21 protein-coding genes are annotated in these 18,963 nt (G+C 67.4%); 7 read left to right on the forward strand and 14 right to left on the reverse strand.

The genetic code is table 11. The features are described from left to right. The first annotated feature begins 15 nt into the window (after positions 1-15). Together IP78_RS05145 and IP78_RS05150 are read left to right on the forward strand one after the other, a co-directional pair. Entirely contained in the window at positions 16-825 is an 810-nt protein-coding gene (locus IP78_RS05145; RefSeq protein ID WP_054110638.1) for a TerC family protein, read from the forward strand. Then, positions 825-1,655 (forward strand): glutaminyl-peptide cyclotransferase, encoded by an 831-nt coding sequence (locus IP78_RS05150; RefSeq protein WP_054110639.1) that lies wholly within the window; start codon positions 825-827, stop codon positions 1,653-1,655. The genes IP78_RS05145 and IP78_RS05150 overlap by 1 nt, the downstream gene beginning before the upstream one ends. Positions 1,656-1,691: 36 nt before the next feature. On the opposite strand, the gene IP78_RS05155 is transcribed toward IP78_RS05150, so the two are convergent. The 6 genes from IP78_RS05155 to IP78_RS05180 form a co-directional block, all read right to left on the reverse strand. After that, positions 1,692-2,333 (reverse strand): hypothetical protein, encoded by a 642-nt coding sequence (locus IP78_RS05155; RefSeq protein ID WP_054110640.1) that lies wholly within the window; start codon positions 2,331-2,333, stop codon positions 1,692-1,694. A gap of 156 nt (positions 2,334-2,489) precedes the next feature. Next, a complete protein-coding gene (locus IP78_RS05160) occupies positions 2,490-3,155 on the reverse strand; it encodes a thioredoxin family protein (RefSeq protein WP_231680927.1) in 666 nt (221 codons plus the stop codon). A gap of 138 nt (positions 3,156-3,293) precedes the next feature. Further along, on the reverse strand, positions 3,294-5,447 hold the full coding sequence (locus tag IP78_RS05165; protein ID WP_054110642.1) for a prolyl oligopeptidase family protein: 2,154 nt from the start codon (positions 5,445-5,447) through the stop codon (positions 3,294-3,296). Positions 5,448-5,609: 162 nt separating this feature from the next. Then, positions 5,610-7,763 (reverse strand): prolyl oligopeptidase family protein, encoded by a 2,154-nt coding sequence (locus IP78_RS05170; protein WP_054110643.1) that lies wholly within the window; start codon positions 7,761-7,763, stop codon positions 5,610-5,612. Positions 7,764-7,853: 90 nt separating this feature from the next. Next, positions 7,854-8,186 carry a PilZ domain-containing protein gene (locus IP78_RS05175; protein ID WP_197272379.1) on the reverse strand — a complete coding sequence of 111 codons (333 nt, stop codon included), beginning with the start codon at positions 8,184-8,186 and terminating at the stop codon, positions 7,854-7,856. A 91-nt stretch (positions 8,187-8,277) separates the two neighbouring features. Then, positions 8,278-8,598: a 2Fe-2S iron-sulfur cluster-binding protein gene (locus IP78_RS05180; RefSeq protein ID WP_054110645.1), complete on the reverse strand. Its 321-nt coding sequence runs from the start codon at positions 8,596-8,598 to the stop codon at positions 8,278-8,280. 89 nt (positions 8,599-8,687) lie between these two features. On the opposite strand from IP78_RS05180, the gene IP78_RS05185 reads away from it, so the two are divergent. Together IP78_RS05185 and IP78_RS05190 are read left to right on the forward strand one after the other, a co-directional pair. Beyond that, entirely contained in the window at positions 8,688-8,921 is a 234-nt protein-coding gene (locus IP78_RS05185) for a hypothetical protein (RefSeq protein ID WP_054110646.1), read from the forward strand. Beyond that, positions 8,918-9,301, forward strand: a complete 384-nt coding sequence (locus IP78_RS05190; RefSeq protein ID WP_054110647.1) for a type II toxin-antitoxin system VapC family toxin — start codon at positions 8,918-8,920, stop codon at positions 9,299-9,301. Before IP78_RS05185 ends, IP78_RS05190 begins: the two co-directional genes overlap by 4 nt. Here IP78_RS05190 and IP78_RS05195 read toward each other — a convergent pair whose 3' ends face one another. Genes IP78_RS05195 through sdhC form a run of 4 tightly spaced genes read right to left on the reverse strand, consistent with a single transcriptional unit; the run spans position 9,302 to position 12,777 of the window. Continuing rightward, positions 9,302-10,099: a succinate dehydrogenase iron-sulfur subunit gene (locus tag IP78_RS05195; RefSeq protein WP_054110648.1), complete on the reverse strand. Its 798-nt coding sequence runs from the start codon at positions 10,097-10,099 to the stop codon at positions 9,302-9,304. Positions 10,100-10,106: 7 nt separating this feature from the next. After that, the gene (gene sdhA / locus IP78_RS05200) at positions 10,107-11,894 is read right to left on the reverse strand and encodes a succinate dehydrogenase flavoprotein subunit (protein WP_054110649.1); all 1,788 of its coding nucleotides are present in this window, start codon (positions 11,892-11,894) and stop codon (positions 10,107-10,109) included. Further along, the gene (sdhD, locus tag IP78_RS15240) at positions 11,894-12,301 is read right to left on the reverse strand and encodes a succinate dehydrogenase, hydrophobic membrane anchor protein (protein ID WP_231680928.1); all 408 of its coding nucleotides are present in this window, start codon (positions 12,299-12,301) and stop codon (positions 11,894-11,896) included. Before sdhD ends, sdhA begins: the two co-directional genes overlap by 1 nt. Further along, the gene (gene sdhC / locus IP78_RS15245) at positions 12,298-12,777 is read right to left on the reverse strand and encodes a succinate dehydrogenase, cytochrome b556 subunit (protein ID WP_156320295.1); all 480 of its coding nucleotides are present in this window, start codon (positions 12,775-12,777) and stop codon (positions 12,298-12,300) included. Before sdhC ends, sdhD begins: the two co-directional genes overlap by 4 nt. 209 nt (positions 12,778-12,986) lie before the next feature. On the opposite strand from sdhC, the gene IP78_RS05215 reads away from it, so the two are divergent. Then, entirely contained in the window at positions 12,987-13,559 is a 573-nt protein-coding gene (locus tag IP78_RS05215; RefSeq protein ID WP_054110650.1) for a hypothetical protein, read from the forward strand. Positions 13,560-13,574: 15 nt separating this feature from the next. Here IP78_RS05215 and IP78_RS05220 read toward each other — a convergent pair whose 3' ends face one another. Both IP78_RS05220 and IP78_RS05225 read right to left on the reverse strand, forming a co-directional pair. After that, positions 13,575-14,003, reverse strand: a complete 429-nt coding sequence (locus IP78_RS05220; RefSeq protein ID WP_054110651.1) for an HIT domain-containing protein — start codon at positions 14,001-14,003, stop codon at positions 13,575-13,577. Positions 14,004-14,093: 90 nt separating this feature from the next. Next, positions 14,094-14,882 (reverse strand): EcsC family protein, encoded by a 789-nt coding sequence (locus IP78_RS05225; RefSeq protein WP_082384857.1) that lies wholly within the window; start codon positions 14,880-14,882, stop codon positions 14,094-14,096. A gap of 110 nt (positions 14,883-14,992) precedes the next feature. Here IP78_RS05225 and mdh point away from each other — a divergent pair, with 110 nt between their 5' ends. Further along, on the forward strand, positions 14,993-15,955 hold the full coding sequence (mdh, locus tag IP78_RS05230; RefSeq protein ID WP_054110652.1) for a malate dehydrogenase: 963 nt from the start codon (positions 14,993-14,995) through the stop codon (positions 15,953-15,955). Between the two features lie 92 nt (positions 15,956-16,047). On the opposite strand, the gene IP78_RS05235 is transcribed toward mdh, so the two are convergent. Beyond that, positions 16,048-16,593: a YbjN domain-containing protein gene (locus tag IP78_RS05235; protein WP_054110653.1), complete on the reverse strand. Its 546-nt coding sequence runs from the start codon at positions 16,591-16,593 to the stop codon at positions 16,048-16,050. Then, positions 16,593-17,741, reverse strand: coding sequence for a cell division protein ZapE (zapE, locus tag IP78_RS05240; protein ID WP_054110654.1), 1,149 nt, complete (start codon positions 17,739-17,741; stop codon positions 16,593-16,595). Before zapE ends, IP78_RS05235 begins: the two co-directional genes overlap by 1 nt. A 167-nt stretch (positions 17,742-17,908) precedes the next feature. Here zapE and IP78_RS05245 point away from each other — a divergent pair, with 167 nt between their 5' ends. Then, positions 17,909-18,955, forward strand: coding sequence for an aspartate-semialdehyde dehydrogenase (locus tag IP78_RS05245; RefSeq protein ID WP_054110655.1), 1,047 nt, complete (start codon positions 17,909-17,911; stop codon positions 18,953-18,955). Positions 18,956-18,963: the final 8 nt, after the last annotated feature.

Below are 18,963 nucleotides of genomic sequence, written 5' to 3' on the forward strand. Positions count from 1 at the left end.
CCACAGGAAACACTCATGCTCGACGGCGTCGTCCAGATCTTCACCGACCCGGCCGCCTGGGCCGCCCTCGCCACGCTAGTGGTGCTGGAGATCGTCCTGGGGATCGACAACCTGATCTTCATCTCGATCCTGTCCAACAAGCTGCCCGAGCATCAGCGCCAGCGGACCCGCCGGATCGGCATCGGCCTCGCCCTCATCATGCGGCTGGCCCTGCTAGTGACCATCGGCTGGATCGTCGGCCTGACCGCGCCGGTGTTCGACCTGGGGATCGTCGGCCCGCTGAACGAGCACGGCGAACCGGCCTTCGAGACCTCGTTCAGCTGGAAGGACCTGATCCTGATCGCTGGCGGCCTGTTCCTGCTGTGGAAGGCGACCAAGGAAATCCACCACACCGTGGACCCGACCCCGTCGGACCACGACGTGCTCGACAAGAAGTCCGTGGCCATCAACAACGCCGGCTCGGCCATCGTCCAGATCATCCTTCTGGACCTGGTGTTCTCGATCGACTCCATCCTGACGGCCGTCGGCCTGACCGATCATGTGCCGATCATGGTGATCGCCGTCCTGACCGCCGTCACCGTGATGCTGCTGGCCGCCGATCCCCTGGCCAACTTCATCGAGAAGAACCCGACGGTCGTCATGCTGGCCCTGGGCTTCCTGCTCATGATCGGCATGGTGCTGATCGCCGACGGCTTCGGCGTCCATGTGCCCAAGGGATACATCTATGCCGCCATGGCGTTCTCCGCCCTCGTGGAGGGACTGAACATGCTCAGTCGGAAAAGCGCGGCGAGGACGGCGGGGCAGACGCCGCCTGCTGCCCACTGATGCGCCTTCCGGGCCTCGGTCTCGCGCTCGCGCTCGTCCTCGCCCTCGCGGCGGGGTCAGGCGCGACCGTCGCCCAGACGCCCGCTCCTGCGACCTCGTCCTCTCCGGCGGTCGCGCCGCCGGTGGCGCGGCCTCCACGTCAGGGCTATGAAGTCGTCGCCGTCTATCCGCACGACCCCACGGCCTTCACCCAGGGGCTGGTGTTCCGGAACGGCGAGCTCCTCGAAAGCACGGGCCGCTACCCCTCCACGGTGCGGCGCGTCCGTCTCGAGGATGGGCAGGTCCTCGTGCGCCGGGACCTGGACACCACCTATTTCGGCGAGGGTCTGACGGTCCTTGGCGATCGCGCCTTCTCCCTGACGTGGCAGAGCGGCAAGGGCTTCATCTGGAACCCGGACACGCTCGAACCTCTCGGCGAGTTCACCTACGCGGGAGAGGGTTGGGGCCTGACCCACGACGGAAGGCGGCTGATCCTGTCGGATGGCACCGCTCGCCTGCGCTTCCTGGACCCCCGGACCTTCGCTGAGACGGGATCGGTCACTGTCAACTGGCAGGGACGCCCGGTCGGGCGCATCAACGAGCTGGAGTTCATCGACGGCGAGGTCTGGGCCAATGTCTGGCAGACCGACGCCATCCTGCGCATCGATCCGGCGAGCGGGAACATCCTGTCCGTCATCGACCTGTCGGGCCTGCTGGCACCCGGCGACATCGCCGACCCCAACGACGATGTCCTGAATGGGATCGCCTGGGATCCGGCCACGCGCCGCCTGTTCGTCACCGGCAAGAACTGGCCCAAGCTCTTCGAGATCCGGGTGACCGAGCCGCGCTAGGGCCGCGAGGCTGCGCGATCCGGACGGTCGTGCCGGCTAGTTTGTGAGGATCTGCACTCGGGACCAGACCGCTCCCCGGTTCACCACTTCGATCCGAACCGGCCCTCCCCGAGGCCTGCCGAGGGTGCAGACCGGATAGTGGTCGAGAGAACTGTCAGAGCACAGAACAGTCCCGTCCCGCTCGCGCAGCACGAGGTCAATATTGGTATCGCCGTCACCGATGGCGGCCACACGGAGCACCTCATTCGGTCGCGCCTCGACCTCAAAGCCGAACGTTTCTCGCGCTGGCACGCGGCGGACGATGACGATCGGCCCTGGCCCAAACGCGGAAGCGCGCACACCCTTGTGCCGATTGCGCAGCCGCAGGATTTCCGCGCGAACGGCCGGATCTTCAGGAGCCAGGCTTTCGGCTTCCCGCACCAAGGCGTCTGCTGTCAAAAACGGGGCTTCGCCGCTTTGGGGACGGACCCGAATCTCATCCAGCACACGGGCAGCAACCAACAGCGCCTGAGCATCCCCTCTCATCCGAGCCCACGCCGCCAGTTCGGCGCTCATGACGACGCGGGTGATGGCGGCCGCCTCCGCGTCGGGACTGGGTGGCCTGGCGGGCATCTGCTGTCCAGCGGCTGCGGCGGCGAGGCTCAGGCTTGCCAGAAGCAGCGCGATGCCGGCGACCACGCGCTGTTCCGCCCTCGTACGCCCCCTCCGCATCGCAACTGACCCCCGTGGACCGCCGGAACGGTCAGACAACAACACCGATGCCCTTCAGGACGCGGACACTGGCCGAAGACGACTGGTGCTTCAAGCGGTTGGCCGGCATCGGAGCGCGACGGATCAGTCCACAGCGGCCGCCAGAATGCGCCGGTCCGCCGTGGCTTGAACCAAGATCGCCATTCGCTCTCCGGGGCGTTCGATCTCGGGCAGCGGTAGCAGGATGGGGCGGCCGCGCCATTCGCCCAATCGGGTCAGGCTGCGGACGACATTGACGTGCCGGACGTCCTGCCCACGGTTATCTCCGTTCTGCACCGTCACCGTCTGCGGCCCGGGCATGAAGGTCACGGCCCAGACCTCGGCACCACCAGTCGGCACTCGTCCAGAGCCGATACCAACGGCATGGCCGCCCTCGCGGAACTCGACCTCGGGCGGGAAGGTGCGCGCCTGGGCTTCCACATCGACCGCCGCCTCGATCGCGTCCGCCTCCGCTCCCGAGAGCTGGCGATGCCCATCGATCACGACCTGCGGTGTGTAGACGTTTCTCAGCCGCATCGCGGCCTGATAGGCGCGTTGTCGCGCCTCGAACTCGGGACGAGCAAAGGTGTCCGCCCAGCCCAGATAGTCCCAGTAATCGACCGCATAGGTCAGCGTGATTACGCCCGGCTTGTCGGCCATCGCCTCGACCATCCGGTTGGCCTGGGGACAACCGGCGCAGCCTTGAGCGGTAAAAAGCTCCACCACGACTGGCTCGACCGGCGCATCCCGGGCGGCCGTACGCGTGCCCATTGGCTGGGCCGGACTCGATGCCGCGCCGAGCAGCGCCAAGGCACCTGCCGCGCCGATAACCCAGCCTCGCGTTGTCATGGCAGCGATTGGTAATCTGGCTGGACGATCCACGCCGCTCATAAATCCGTGAGAATCGCCTCAGTCCATCAGCTGCTGGGCCAGGTACGCGTAGTGTCGCGCCCAGCGCCGGGCATTGGCCACCGGATCAGCGTCGTTGGAGTGCCCGCCCGCCGTGTCCTCGAAATAGAGGTGGTCGTGGCCCTGAGCTTCCAGCCGGGCGGCAAACTTTCGGGCATGGCCGGGATGCACCCGGTCATCACGGGTGTTGGTGGTGATGTAGACGCGCGGGTAGTCGACCTCTGGGCTGAGGCGCTGATAGGCGGAGTACTGGCTGATGAAGGCGGCGTCGCCCGGAATGCGCGGATCACCATATTCGCCGATCCACGACGCGCCGGCCGGCAGGTCCGGGTAGCGTAGCATGTCGATCAGCGGGCTCTCGATCACCGCCGCGTTGAACAGGTCCGGGTTCTGAGTGATCGATACCGAGGTCAGGACCCCGCCATTGGACCGGCCGTAGATGCCCAGACGGCGGGGCGAGGTGATCCCGCGCGTCTGGATATCTCGCGCCACGGCTGCGAAATCATCGAAAGCCAGCTGGCGGTTCTCGCGAAGCGCCGCCTGGTGCCAGGCCGGGCCGAACTCGCCGCCGCCCCGGATGTTGGCCTGGACGAAGACGCCGCCGTTCTCCAGCCACAGCCTGCCCATCTCGGGCTTGTAGGCGGGCGGGAAGCTGATCTGGAACCCGCCGTAGCCGAACAGGATCGTCGGTGCTGATCCGTCCATCGCCATCTCGCGCGGGCGCACCACGAAGTAGGGGATCATGGTCCCGTCGCTGGACCGGGCCTCGAACTGCTCCACGACATGGGTCGAGGGATCAAACAGGTCGGGCGCGGACTTCAGGGGCGCAATGGACGCTGCGTTCACGTCGATCAGACCCAGGCTCGGAGGCGTGAGGAAACCTTGCTGGCTGAGGAACAGCCGACCGCTGGAGCGACTGGTGTCGCCCAGACCGATCGCCAGGTTTTCCGGTACCTCGACGGTCGTCTCGGGCCAGCCGAACTCGCCTCGATCGCGGAAGATGCTGATCCGACCCCGCACATTGTCGAGCACCGAGACGACAACCCGATCATCGAATACGGCGACATCCTCGACGGACTGGCGTGGTCCCGGGGCGAAGATGGTGGTGGCGGCGTTCGAGATGGCCTGGCGTGGGTTGTCGCCCAGTTCCTCCAGACTAATCGCCATCAGGGTCCCGGCGGCGCGGGCTTGGGTGTACCAGGTCCAGTCTTCCTCGACCGTGAACACCAGCCGACCACCCATGACGCCATGCAAGCCGGCGCGGGCGGGCAGGTTCAGCTTTTGGGCACCGGCGTTTGTGATCCACCACCGCTCAGCCCGGAAGGTGTCGAGCGGGCGATTGATGATCACGGCCTGCACCGCGCCCGCGCCATCCCGGAACACCGATGCGCTGACGCCGTACCCGCCATCGGACTGATCACCGCGATAGACCTCGGTGGCCTGGGCCAGGGTCTGGCCGCGCCTCAGGGATTTGACGATGAAGGGATAGCCGCTCTCGGTCAGGGTTCCGGGTCCGAAATCGGTGGCCACCAGCAGGGTGTCGCGATCCAGCCAGCTGATCCGGTGCTTGCCCTCGGGCAGGGAGAAGCCGCCCTCGACGAACGTCCTTGTCGTCGTGTCGAACTCACGAACCACGACCGCGTCCTTGCCGCCGTCCGACAGGCTGATCAGGCAGCGGGTCTCGTCCGGCGGCAGGCAGCTGGCGCCCTTCCAGACCCAGTCCACACCCTCGGCCGCGGACAGCGCCCCGACGTCGATCAGCGTCTCCCATTGCGGCGCGTCGGTGCGATAGCTGTCCAGCGTCGTGCGCCGCCAGAGGCCCTTGGGGTTCTCCGCATCCTGCCAGAAGTTGCCGATTCCATCGCCGAGGAAGCTGGGCGACGGAATGCGCGCCGTCGACGACAGAACCTCGAACGCCTCGGCCCTGAAGGTCTCGTAGCGGGGGTCACCGGTCAGGGCGGCCAAGGCGCGTTCGTTGGACGCGCGCACGAAGGCCATGGCCTCGGCCCCCTCGACTTCCTCCAGCGCCAGGTGATCGTCCGCCGCCCGCACGCCGGCAGGCGACAGGTCGCTTGGCAGGTGGGGCAGGCTCTGGGCGAAGGCCGGAGCGGCGAGAACGGTGGCGATAGCGGTCAGGACAAGGCGCGAAATCATGAAACTCTCCGCTCATCCCCACGAAAGCGGGGACCCAGTGCTTTGGGCGATCGGCCTCGCCCAGTGCGCGATTAACGCAGTCCCAATCGCCGATTGCTCCCGCAGACAGCGTCTTGCGAAAGGACTGGGTCCCCGCTTTCGCGGGGATGAGCGGAAGAGGGTTTAGTCCATCAGCCGCCGGGTCAGATAGGTGTATTCCAGCGCGAGCCGCCGAGCGCTCTCGCGCAGGTTGGCCGCCGCGCCGTGGCCGCCGTCGGTGTTCTCGTAGAACAGGACCGGATAGCCCAGCTCTTCCATCCGCGCCGCCGCCTTTCGGGCATGCCCCGGATGGACCCGGTCGTCCTTGGTCGAGGTGTGGATGAAGACCTCCGGATAGGGCTGGCCGGCGCGCAGGTTCTGATAGGGGGAATAGGCCTGGATCCAGGCGCGTTCCTCCGGGATGTCTGGATTGCCGTATTCGGCGATCCAGCTGGCACCCGCCAGCAGGCGGTGGAAACGCAGCATGTCGAACAGGGGCACCTGGATCACCGCCGCATTGATCAGGTCCGGGCGCTGGGTCAGCATCGCCCCCATGAACAGCCCGCCTTGCGAGCCGCCCATGATGCCCAGGCGTGGCTGGCTGGTGATGCCGCGCGTGATAAGGTCCTGGGCGACCGCCTGGAAGTCCTCATGGGCCCGCTGGCGATTTTCCTGCAGCGCCGCCTCGTGCCAGCGCGGGCCGAACTCGCCGCCGCCCCGGGTGTTGGCCACGACATAGACCCCGCCCCGCTCCAGCCACAGCTTGCCGGTTGTCGCGGAATAGCCGGGCAGCATGGACACCTCGAACCCGCCGTAGCCGTAAAGCAGGGTCGGGTTTGACCCGTCCATCGCCATCGCCTCGCGGTGGACGACGAAGTAAGGGATCATCGTCCCGTCGGCCGAGCGGGCCTCGAACTGCTGGACCGTCAGGCCCTCGGCGTCGAACTTGGGTGGCAGCGACTTAACCGGCTCAAGATCGCCCGTCGCGGCGTCCGCCAGATAGAGCGTGGACGGCGTCAAATAGCCCGCCGCCGAGACGAACACCTGATCGTTCTGGTCGGAGGCCGAGCCCACGCCGACCGTGACATTCTCGGGCAGGTCCAACCGGGTCCGCGCCCATTCACCCGACGGATTGGGGCGATAGACGTAGACGTTGCCGCGCACGTTCTCGAACAGGGCGACGACGAGGCTGTTGCGGGTCGAGTTCATGCCCTCGATGGCCTCGCGCTCGCCCGGTCGGATAACCAGCTGCGCCCGGGCGCTCTGGTCCGCCAGCCAGTCGGACAGGGTCCAGGCGATGACGTCGCCGGTCTGGAAGGCCTGGCCGGACGGCGCGGTCCAGTCTTCCTTCAGCGAGACCACCAGCTGGCCCTGAACGAAGGCGCTGATGTCGGCCTTGGCCGGCAGCCGCAGCTGCGTCGTGGAACCATCGGCGTTCAGGACGTGGGTTTCGCTCTCGTAGAAGCTGACGCCCCGGTTGATCAGCACGGCCCGCACCACGCCGTCGGCGTCGCGCAGCGTGGATGCTCCGACCGACACGTCCGTCGGCTGGCCGGTGAAGATCGTCTCAGCCTGGTCGATGCTCTGGCCGCGCCGCAGCCGCTTGACGATCATCGGATAGCCCGAGGTCGTCAGCGAGCCCTCGCCGAAGTCGCGGGCGATCAGCAGTGTGTCCTGATCCACCCAGGTCACGCCGCCCTTGGATTCCGGCAGTTCGAAGCCGCCCTCGACGAAGGTCTTCGTCACCGTGTCGAACTCGCGGATCATCACCGCGTCCTTGCCGCCGTCGGACAGGGAGACGAGGCAGAACCGCTCCTCGGGCGGCAGGCAGTTGGCGCCGCGATAGACCCAGTTCTTGCCCTCGGCGCGCGATAGGGCGTCGATGTCCAGCACCGTCTCCCACTCGGGCGCGTCGGTGCGATAGCTGTCCAGCGTCGTGCGCCGCCAGACGCCCCGGATATTGGTCGCGTCCTGCCAGAAGTTCGAGATGAGGCCGGAGTTCAGGAAAGCCGGGCCCGGGATGCGGTCACGCGACTCCAGAATGGCCAGGGCCTGATCGTGCAGTTGCTGGTAGCGCGGATCGCCCTGGAGCGTGCCGAGCGAGCGCCGGTTCTGCTCCTCGACCCAGGCCAGCGCGCGCTCGCCCTCGACCTCTTCCAGCCAGAGATAGGGATCGGACGCGTCGGTCGTGGCGAAGGCGATGGTCTGGGCAGCGGGTGCGGTCGGGGTCTGGGCCAGGGCGGCGCTCGTGAGGCTGGTGGTGGCGAGAAGCGCGGCGAGCGCGGCGGAACGGATCATCGATGGAACCCTCATGTCTCGGACGCGGGCACCTTAAGGGCTATCGCGCGGCTGTGAAGCTGTATCCGAGACTGGTGATCACGACTGGGCTCAGCGCCCACCGGCACGGGTCCAGGCCTCGCGCGCGGCAAGCCAACGGGAAGGCACCAGCCCCTTCAGGCTGGCCTGATCGCGTCGCTTGAGCCCGGTCTCATTGCCCTGACGCCAGGCCGTTTCCGCCTCGATGGCGAGCCCGGCCGCGATGTCGACGATGATGACGCGAGCGGGGAGGACCAGAGCCCGGTCGAGCCTCACTTTCAGGCCACCGTCCGAGGTGTCGGCGATGACGCAGGCGACCTCCAGGCCCGGCGCGACGACCACGCCTCGCGCGTTGGCGGCGGTGCGGGGAAACTGACGGCGATCGGCGGACTGGGACCTGAACACAAGCACTCAAAAGCGGACGAAGCGCGCGGATCGCGCGCCCCGGTGTGACCCAGTCCGGACTCCGCGTCCAGCGTTCGTCAGCGTACGCCCATTAGTGTTGGCTCTGCGGCAGCCGGACGATGAGGCCGTCGAGCGCGTCCGACACCCGAATCTGGCACGACAGGCGCGAGTTCGGCTCGACGCTCTCGGCGAAGTCCAGCATCGACTCTTCCATGGCCGAGGCCTTCCCGGTCTTCTCGCGCCAGGCCTCGTCGACATAGACGTGACAAGTGGCGCAGGCGCAGGCCCCGCCGCAGTCCGCGTCGATGCCGGGCACATTGTTGCGGATGGCGCCCTCCATGACCGACAGGCCGGGCTTGACGTCGACGACGTGCTCGCGGCCGTCGTGTTCGATATAGGTGATCTTCGCCATGCGCGGGTGATGTCAAACTAAGCCTGAGAAAGCAATACCGTAACTTGATGCCGTAACCGACTTATGGCATCGTCGGCAGCATGGGAGAGATGCGCAAGATCACGGCCTTCGTTCCAGCTGATCTCATCGACAGCAGCCTTCGCATCACCGGTGAAGGCGTTAGCGAGACCCTTCGCAAGGCGCTGCGCGACATGAACCACGCGTGGGCGTGCCGGGAACTGCTGGCCATGGGCGGAACGCTGGACCTTGAAGCCGACGGTACGACTTTGGCTGAACTCCGAGAGGACAAGGCCTACGACTGGGACGGCTCGACCGATCGATGATCGCGGCCGATACGAGCACTGTGATCGACTGGCTTCGTCATGGGCCAATCGACCGGGACGACATAAAGGTCTTCATGACCGCGTTGCGAAGCGAGCGCATCGCCCTGCCGCCTCCCGTGGTCACCGAGCTGTTGTCCTTTCCGAGAGCCGACGCGCGACTTCAGACGATGCTGGACCTCGTCGGCCGGCTTCCGGTGGCGGAGGGGTTCTGGGAAAGGGCGGGCACAATGCGCGCGCGCCTGAGGGCGATGGGGCTGAAGTGCAAACTGCCCGACGCCCTGATCGCTCAGTGCTGCATAGACGCCGGAACACCGTTGATCACGCGCGATGGGGACTTCCGCCACTTCGCAGCCCATTGCGGCCTGGAACTGGCCTCCTGATCAGGCCGCCTGCTTGCGGCGGCTCGGCGCGACCATCAGCTTCTTGGTCTCGGCGATGGCCTTGGCGGGGTTCAGCCCCTTGGGGCACACCTGGGCGCAGTTCATGATGGTGTGGCAGCGGTAGAGCTTGAATGGGTCTTCCAGGTCGTCGAGCCGCTCCTGGGTCTTGTCGTCGCGGCTGTCGGAAATCCAGCGGTAGGACTGCAGCAGCGCCGCCGGACCCAGATACTCCGTCTGGTTCCACCAGTAGCTGGGGCACGACGTCGAGCAGCAGGCGCACAGGATGCACTCGTACAAGCCGTCCAGCTTCTCGCGGTCGGACGGGCTCTGGCGGCGCTCCTTCTCCGGGTCCGGCTCATCGGACTGGAGGTAGGGCTTGATGCTATCGTACTGGGCGTAGAACAGGCTCAGGTCCGTCACCAGGTCCTTGACCACCGGCTGGTGCGGCAGGGGGGCGATGGCGATGGTCGAGGACTGGCACTCCTCCCAGCCCTTGGTGCAGGCGAGGGTGTTGCGCCCGTCGATGTTCATCGAGCAGGAGCCGCAGATGCCCTCGCGGCACGAGCGGCGGAACGTCAGCGTCGGGTCGATGGTCGACTTGATGTGGATCAGGGCGTCCAGCAGCATCGGGCCGTGGTCGTCGGCCGAGACCTGATACTCGTCCCAGCGCGGGTCGGCGTCGACCTCGGGGTCGTAGCGATAGACCTTGTAGGTCTTGACGTTCTTGGCGCCCTTCGGGGCCTTGTGGACCTTGCCCTTGGTCGGCCTGGAGCCACGGGGGAGGGAAAGCTGGACCATCGGTTCCTCAGTAAACCCGAGCCTTGGGTTTGATGTACTCGATGTCCGAAGACATCGTGTATTCGTGCACCGGGCGGTAGTCGATCTGGACGTCCTGACCGGGACGCTTCCAGGCCAGGGTGTGCTTCATCCACTCTTCGTCGTGACGATCGGGGAAGTCCTCGCGGGCGTGGGCGCCCCGGCTTTCCTTGCGGTTGGCGGCGCTTTCGATCGTGACCAGGGCCTGATCGATCAGGTTGTCGTATTCCAGCGTCTCGACCAGATCGGTGTTCCAGATCATGCCGCGATCGGTGGTCTGGATGTCGGCCCCGCGCGCGTGGATGGCGCGCAGCTTGGCCACGCCCTCGTCCAGCGAGACGCCCGTGCGGAACACCGCCGCGTCGGACTGCATGGCCCGCTGCATCTCGCGGCGCAGTTCGGCCGTCGGAGTGCCGCCAGAAGCGTTGCGGAAGCGGTCCAGACGGGCGAGGTGAGCATCGGTGGCGGAAGCCGGGGCGTCCGGCACAGCTGAGCCCTTGTCCACCACCTCTCCCGCGCGCAACCCGGCCGCGCGGCCGAAGACGACGAGGTCGGTCAGGGAGTTGGAGCCCAGGCGGTTGGCGCCGTGGACGGACACACAGGCCGCCTCGCCCACGGCCATCAGACCGGGCACGACGCTGTCGGGGTTGCCGTCGCGCAGGGTCAGCACCTCGCCGTGATAGTTCGTGGGGATGCCGCCCATGTTGTAGTGGACGGTCGGAATGACCGGGATCGGCTCCTTGGTCACGTCCACGCCGGCGAAGATCTTGGCGCTCTCGGAGATGCCCGGCAGCCGCTCGTGCAGCACGGCGGGGTCGAGGTGGTCCAGGTGCAGGTTGATGTGGTCCTTGTTCGGACCCACGCCGCGACCCTCGCGGATCTCCATCGTCATGGAGCGGCTGACGACGTCGCGGCTGGCCAGATCCTTGGCCGAGGGGGCATAGCGCTCCATGAACCGCTCGCCCTCGGAATTGGTCAGGTAGCCGCCTTCGCCGCGCGCGCCTTCGGTGATCAGGCAGCCGGCGCCATAGATGCCGGTGGGGTGGAACTGGACGAACTCCATGTCCTGGAGCGGCAGGCCGGCGCGCAGCACCATGGCGTTGCCGTCGCCCGTGCAGGTGTGGGCCGAGGTCGCCGAGAAGTAGGCGCGGCCGTATCCGCCGGTCGCCAGGATGACCATCTTGGCCCGGAAGCGATGCAGGGTGCCGTCGTCCAGCTTCCAGGCCGTGACGCCGGTGCAGGCGCCGTCCTGCATGATCAGATCGAGCGCGAAGTATTCGATGAAGAACTCGACCTCGCGGCGCACCGACTGGCCGTACAGGGTGTGCAGGATGGCGTGACCGGTGCGGTCGGCCGCCGCGCAGGTGCGCTGGACCGGGCCCTCGCCGTAGTTCCGGGTCATGCCGCCGAAGGCGCGCTGATAGATGCGGCCGTCCTCGGTGCGGCTGAAGGGCACGCCCCAGTGCTCCAGCTCATAGACGGCCTTGGGGGCCTCGCGGACCAGGTATTCGATGGCGTCCTGGTCGCCCAGCCAGTCCGACCCCTTGACGGTGTCGTACATGTGCCAGCGCCAGTCGTCCTCGCCCATGTTGCCAAGCGACGCCGAGATGCCGCCCTGGGCCGCCACGGTGTGACTGCGTGTCGGGAAGACCTTGGTCACGCAGGCGGTCTTGAGCCCCGCCTGGGCGCAGCCGAGCGCGGCCCTCAGGCCCGAGCCGCCCGCCCCCACCACGACGACGTCATAGGCGTGATCGACGAATTGATACGAGGAAGCCATTAGAACGCGAGCCCGGCCGGCAGCGGCGCGGACCCCAGCGCCAGCCGCGTGATGAAGAAGACGCTGGCCGCCGCCAGCAGGAGACACACCAGGCTGATCAGGCCCGACAACGTCCGGTTCGAGCCCGGGGTGTGGATGTAGTCGTCGACGATGACCTTGGCGCCCATGTTCATGTGCCAGATGGAAATCAGCAGGGTCGCCGCCAACAGCGCCGCGTTGACGCGGTTGGCGAACCAGTCGAGCGCGCCCCCATAACCCGCCCCGGCGAGGGAGAAGCCGCTCCACAGCGCCCAGAGCGCCAGCGGGATGAGGATCAGCGAGGACAGCCGCTCGGCCGTCCACTCGCCCGCGCCGTGCCGCTCCGACACCTTGACGCCCTTCACGAAGACCTTGGTCTGGCGGCTCACAGCGTCACCTTCCCGGTCGCGAACAGGATGCCCCAGAAACCGACAGCGATCACCAGCGCGCCCCACAGGCTCAGCCAGGTCAGGCTGGTCGCCGCCTTGGGCGACAGGCTCGACCCGGCGTCCCAGATCAGGTGCCGCACGCCCGCTGTCAGGTGATAGGCCGCTGCGAGCGTGACCCCGAACCAGATCAGCAGGCCGATCGGCGAGGCCATCAGGCCGCTGAACGTCGCATAGGCCTCGGGCCCGAACGCCGCCGCCGCCAGCCATGCCACAAAGACCACCGACCCAACCGACAGGGCGCCCGCCGCCATGCGGTTGAGGATCGACCCGGTCATGGTCGCGTGGAAGCGCCAGACCTGCAGATGGGGGGACAGAGGACGCGGGCGGCCGTTCGGCTGGATCACGAAGCGGCCAGTCTGGTCTCCGGTCGGGTCGTTCGACGTATCGAGCGGCGCGCCGGGGGAGGCGTTCGACATGCGAATGGTTCTCAAAAACCTTCAAGGATCAGCGCACAAGCTGATGCGGGACAGGCTTTAGGGATGGTCGCGGGGGGGTGTCAACGAACCGGAGGCGCGCAATCGGCCGCACTGCACAAGATCGCGACGGCCCGTGGGGAACCGATCACATTTTCGCGTGTCGCGACTTCGATCTAGCCATGCCCGCCGACGGACGACAGTCTGATGGCATGAGCCTCTTCGCCCTGATTTCGCTCGCTGTTTCTCCGACCGTCCAGGACCGGGCCGTCCCCTATACGGCCGAGGTCTACCGCCCGCCTGTCGTCCGCCCCTTCGAGCCGCCCTCGAACTTCGGTCGCGTAACGGCCGAGGGCGACGGCGGAGGCGACCCGCGCCGCCAGCCGATCGTCGCTCCGGTCGTGGTCGAAGCCTACAGCCGCAGCTACGAACACGCCCCCTCGACCGCGGACACGGCCTATGATCAGGGCGTGAACAATGCCGAGGCGGCAATGGACGCCCGGATGGGTCCGCTCGACGGTCTCTGGCGTCTGATCGACGCCGAAGGCCGTCCCATCCTGCAGCTCTCGCTCAGCGACCGTGGCCCCTCACGCCCGCTGGAAGGGGCCTGGCGCAAACTCGATGCCCGTGGCGCGCTTGGACCGATCGATGCGTCAGAGCGGACCGACGCCGGGCTCGGCATGCGGCTTGGAGATGCCCAGCTCACGCTTTCGCCGGGTTCACAGGGCTGGACCGGAACTCTGACCGAAGCCGGTCGCTCGAGGAGCGTGACCCTGATCCGCTGACCGGCCTCCCGTCTCTCAGCCTGAGACGGAGGTCTCGCGAACGACATCCAGCACCACCGCGAGCTCATCCGCGCCGTATTGCTCCGCCCCACCCCGCCCCCAGACCGGGTCAGGCCAGAGCGGATCGTCGCGCCGCCGCCCGACCACATGGACATGCAGCTGAGCCGTGACGTTGCCGAGCGCGGCGACGTTCAACTTGTCTATCGGTCGGCCGGCCGTCTCACCCAGCGCCCGCACGGCCTGCCCGGCCCGCACCGTCTCCTCCAACAGCCGGGCGCGGTCCTCAATTGACAGATGTTCGATCTCGGTCGCGCCCTCGACCCGAGGGATCAAAATCAGCCATGGAAACCGCGCATCGTCCTGCACCCGCACATGACAGAGCGGCCAGTCGAGGGCGAAGACCGATCCTGCGTCAAAGGCCGGGTCAGAGCGAAAGCCACTCATAGTGTGATTGGTCCGAAGTGTGCGTCGATGATCATGGCTTCCCGTCCGGGCGCTTCCGCGCATCATCATGTGAACGAGCCACTCGAAACCTCAACCCGGACCCTCGGTCTCGGCCAACCAACGCATCCGGCAGGCCATGATCGCCGTCTCCCCCAGCTTCTCGACGAGCCGCCAGTTGACCACCGCGCCGATCGGGGCACCGACCACCGGGATCAGCTGGGCCAGCTTGGCCAGGTCGATGTAGTCGCGATACTCGATCTGGAACCGTCGCCAGTCGTAGTCGGTGATGGCCTCGGGCTGGTCGACCCCCGCGATCCAGCGTTCCAGTTCGGCCAGGGCGTCGGGCCGCCGCTTGGCGCTGGCGAAGGCCAGGTGGAAGATGTGCAGCAGGAACAGCCGCTCGCGCACCGAGCCACCGCCCCAACCGTAGGCGGCGACGACGTCGCCCAGCATCCGCACCTTGATCGCCATCAGGGCCGGGAAATCCGCCGCCGCCAGTACGAAGCCGCCCGCGCCGGCAACGCCGCCCTCGACGCTGGCGGTGTTGCGATAGACGGCGATCGCCGCCCGCGCCCTGGCCTCACACGCCGCAAGCGACCCGTCCGGCATCGGTCTGGCCTGAAGCAGGTCCGAGCCGAACAGGATTCCCTTGGTCATGGCCTCCACGCCAGAGGTGACGATGGCGTGGACTCGTTCCGGGATGATCCGGTTGATCCGCTCCTGAGTTCCGCGCGTCGCCTTGTCCCAAAGCCCGGGAGGCCGCAGCACCCGGGCCCGCCACGCCTCCACTTCGGAGCGGACCGTCGTTTCGTCGGCAACCGCGAGCAGGCCGCCGGGCACTTCGTCGGGCGGCACGAGTTCGGGAACGGTCTGGCTCATAGTGGGATCAAGCCTCTGACGGCGTCACGGTTGCAGGCAAATGCGCACGGGTCTAGACCCCCGCCCGACATCGGTCCCGCACCGCACACCCCCTCCCGGAGACAGACCTCATGGCTCGCGCGAAGATCGCCCTCATCGGCGCCGGAATGATCGGCGGCACCCTGGCCCACGTGGTGGCGCGCGAAGCGTTGGGCGATGTGATCCTGTTCGACATCGCCGAGGGCACCCCCCAGGGCAAGGCGCTGGACATCGCCGAGGCCTCGGCTGTCTTCGGCGCAGATGTGTCGCTCAAGGGTGCCAACGACTACGCCGACATCGCCGGCGCCGACGTCTGCATCGTGACGGCGGGCGTGCCTCGGAAGCCCGGCATGAGCCGCGACGACCTGATCGGCATCAACCTGAAGGTCATGAAGGCCGTGGGCGAGGGCATCAAGGCGCATGCTCCAAACGCCTTCGTCATCTGCATCACCAACCCGCTGGATGCGATGGTGTGGGCGCTCCAGAAGTTTTCGGGCCTGCCCAGGGAGAAGGTCGTCGGCATGGCTGGCGTGCTCGACTCGGCGCGCTTCGCCTACTTCCTGGCCGAGAAGACCGGCGTGTCGGTGCAGGACATCCACGCCTGGACGCTCGGCGGTCACGGCGACGACATGGTGCCGATGGTACGTCACTCAACCGTCGGCGGCCTGCCCCTGCCCGACGCGGTCAAGGCCGGCTTCATGACGCAGGAGGAGCTGGACGCCATCGTCGATCGCACCCGCAAGGGCGGCGGCGAGATCGTGGCCCTGCTCAAGACCGGCTCGGCCTTCTACGCGCCCGCCGAGAGCGCCGTCGCCATGGCCCGGTCCTATCTGAAGGACGAGAAGCGCGTCCTGCCCTGCGCCGTGTGGCTGTCGGGCGAGTACGGCCTGTCGGACCTCTATGTCGGCGTGCCCGCCCTGCTGGGCGCCGGCGGCGTCGAGAAGATCATCGAGTTCACGACCAACGACGAGGAAAAGGCCATGCTGGCCAAGTCGGTGGCCTCGGTGCAGGGCCTGATCCAGGCGTGCAAGGACATTGATTCCTCGCTGGCCTAGGGGCCGCCGGGCACCACCGCTCGGCTCGCGGACCCTCGGTGCCTGAGCGCGATTTGTCTCCGCCCCGTCGCGAAGCGATGGGGCGGAGACGTCTACTGCGGCTGCGGGCTGACCGTCCGCCCGAGATCGATCGCCAGACTGCGCCAGACCTGGATCGGATCGTCCAACTGGGCCGCGCCCCCGCCTTCGGTGAGCAGGACGTCGTATTGCGCCACCGCCTGACCAGGGACGTTCGACCCCTCTTCCGGCGCGGCGTAGAAGGCCTTCACGAAGCGCCGCTCCCCGTTCCAGCGGCCAATGACGGCCTCATTGGCCTGGGGTCCGGTGAAGGCGGCGGTGAACTGCACGTCCGGGCAACGTCCGTCGGTGCAGGAGAACAGCGTCAGCACCCACCGCAGCGGACCGTCGTCGACGCGCAGATACACGCGGTCGCCGGCGCTCTGAGGTTCCGACACTGTCAGCCCCGCCGCCGTCAGTCGCCCGGTGATCTCCGCCACGGGCAGCCCGGTCCAGCGCCCGGTCGGCGCGGCCGCCGTTTCCTGAGCCAGGGCGGCGGGGGCCGTCAGGCTGACTGCGAGAAGGGCGGCGGCGATCAGGGCGGTCGGCTTCATGGCGAGGTTCCCGGCGGACAGGCGCATCAATCTAGCGCCGATTGCGGCGAAGCGGCGACCGGCGCGTCCAGCGTCTCGGTCGAGGCCGCCTCCAGCCACTCCGCGCCCTGCATCTCGTTCAGCCGCGAGACGGTGCGCTCGAACTCGAACGCGCCGTCGCCCTTGGGATACAGCAGCTCGGGCGGGCCAGCCGCCAGCCCCACGAGGCGTCGCCGGGCCTCGTACAGCGCATCGATGAGGGTGACGAACCGGTTCGCCGCATGGCGCCTGTCCGGCGTCAGCAGCGGGATGTCCTCGATGAACAGGGTGTGGAAGCGTCCTGCGATGGCGAGGTAGTCGCGCGATCCCAGCGGCCGGTCGCACAACTCGGCGAACGTTGCCCGCGCCAGCCCCCCGGCCGTTCGCTGGATGGTCACGTCACGGCCGAGGATGTGCAGGATGGCCGGGCATTCCGGCATCTCACCCTTGAGATCGTCCCACAGGTGGTCGAAGGCCATGCGGCGGCCCATGTCGACGTCGTCGTACCAGACTCGAGACACCTTCAGCCGGTCCAGACGCCAGTCACGCCCGCCTTTCAACTCCACCACTTCGCAGCGCTCGACGATGCGATCGATGAAGGGGACGAACAGCGGCCGGTTGATCCCGTCCTTGTAGAGCTGGTCGGGAGCCCGGTTGGAGGTGATGCAGACCACAACCTTGCGCGCGAACAGGGCGTCGAACAGCCGACCCAGGATCATCGCGTCGGCGATGTCGGTGACCTGCAGCTCGTCGAAGCACAGGAGTCGCGCCTCCGAGGCGATCAGGCCCGCGACCGGCTCGATCGGATCGTCGCCCCTGTGCGTGCCGAACACCCGCTGGCGGGCGCGCCTGTCGCCTTCGCGCCATTGGCGGATCAGGTCGTGCACCCGCGCCATGAAGGCATGGAAGTGGGCGCGGGTCTTCCGTTTCTCCGGCGCGCAGGCGAAGAACAGGTCCATCAGAATGGATTTGCCCCGTCCCGGCGGCCCCCAGAGATAAAGCCCCCGCACCTCCGGAACCCCGCCGAACAGGCCACGCTTGCCGAGATCCCTCTCCAGCCGCGCGAGCGCGTCGACGGCCTGCTTCTGCGCCGGATCGGCGGTCAGACGCCCGTCCTTGATGCGTTTGTCGTAGGCGGCGCGCGTGCGGGATCCCATGGCGTCCGGGCTTAGCGAGGGCTTTCGTCGGAGGAAAGCGGTTGCTTCGCACACGCGAAGGCATAAATGCCAAGCCACGGAAGTCCGCTTCCAAACTCCCCAGATACCGCGCTCAAGCAGCGAGGCTCCGCGAGCCGAGCGTTAGCGCGTCCGAAGGACTGACAAATATGGCCTACAACGTCGCCATCGTGGGCGCGACCGGCAACGTCGGACGCGAAATGCTGACCATCCTCGAGGAACTGGAGTTCCCCGTGGCCGAGATGCACGCCGTGGCGTCGCGCAAGTCCAAGGGCGTCGAGGTCGCCTGGGGGGACAAGACCATCCGTTGCGAGGTCATCGACAGCTTCGACTGGTCCAAGGTGGACATCGTCCTGATGTCGGCGGGCGGCGACGTGAGCCGCGAGTGGTCCGAGAAGATCGGCAAGGCCGGCCCCATCGTCATCGACAACTCGTCGGCCTTCCGGAAGGACCCCGACGTCCCCCTGATCGTGCCCGAGGTGAACCCGGACGCCATCAAGCTGGCGACGAAGAAGAACATCATCGCCAACCCCAACTGCTCGACCGCCCAGCTGGTCGTGGCACTGAAGCCCCTGCATGACGCGGCCAGGATCAAGCGCGCGGTCGTCTCGACCTACCAGTCCGTCTCGGGCGCCGGGAAGGAGGGCATGGACGAGCTGTGGAACCAGACCAAGGCCATCTACGGCCTGGGCGACGCCTCGCCCAAGAAGTTCCCCAAGCAGATCGCCTTCAACGTCATCCCCTTCATCGGCTCGTTCCGCGACGACGGCTACACCGACGAAGAGGCCAAGATGTGGGACGAGACCCACAAGATGCTGGACCCCGCCATCAAGCTGACGGTCACCTGCGTGCGCGTGCCGGTCTTCGTCGGCCACTCCGAGGCGGTGACGGTGGAGTTCGACCGACCCATCAGCCCCGACGAGGCCCGCGCCATCCTGCGCGAGGCGCCGGGCGTGCTGGTCATCGATAAGCAGGAGCACGACGGTTACATCACCCCGGTCGACGCCGCCGGCGAGCACGCCGTTTACGTCTCCCGCATCCGCAAGGATCACACGGTCGAGAACGGCCTGAGCCTCTGGGTGGTGTCGGACAACCTCAGAAAGGGCGCGGCGCTCAACGCCGTCCAGATCGCCCAGCTGCTGGACGAGACGGGCACGATCAAGCCCCGGAGCGGGTACCGGTCCATCGCTGTCTGATTTCCCTC

The organism is Brevundimonas sp. AAP58, from assembly GCF_001295975.1.
Taxonomy (GTDB): Bacteria; Pseudomonadota; Alphaproteobacteria; order Caulobacterales; family Caulobacteraceae; genus Brevundimonas.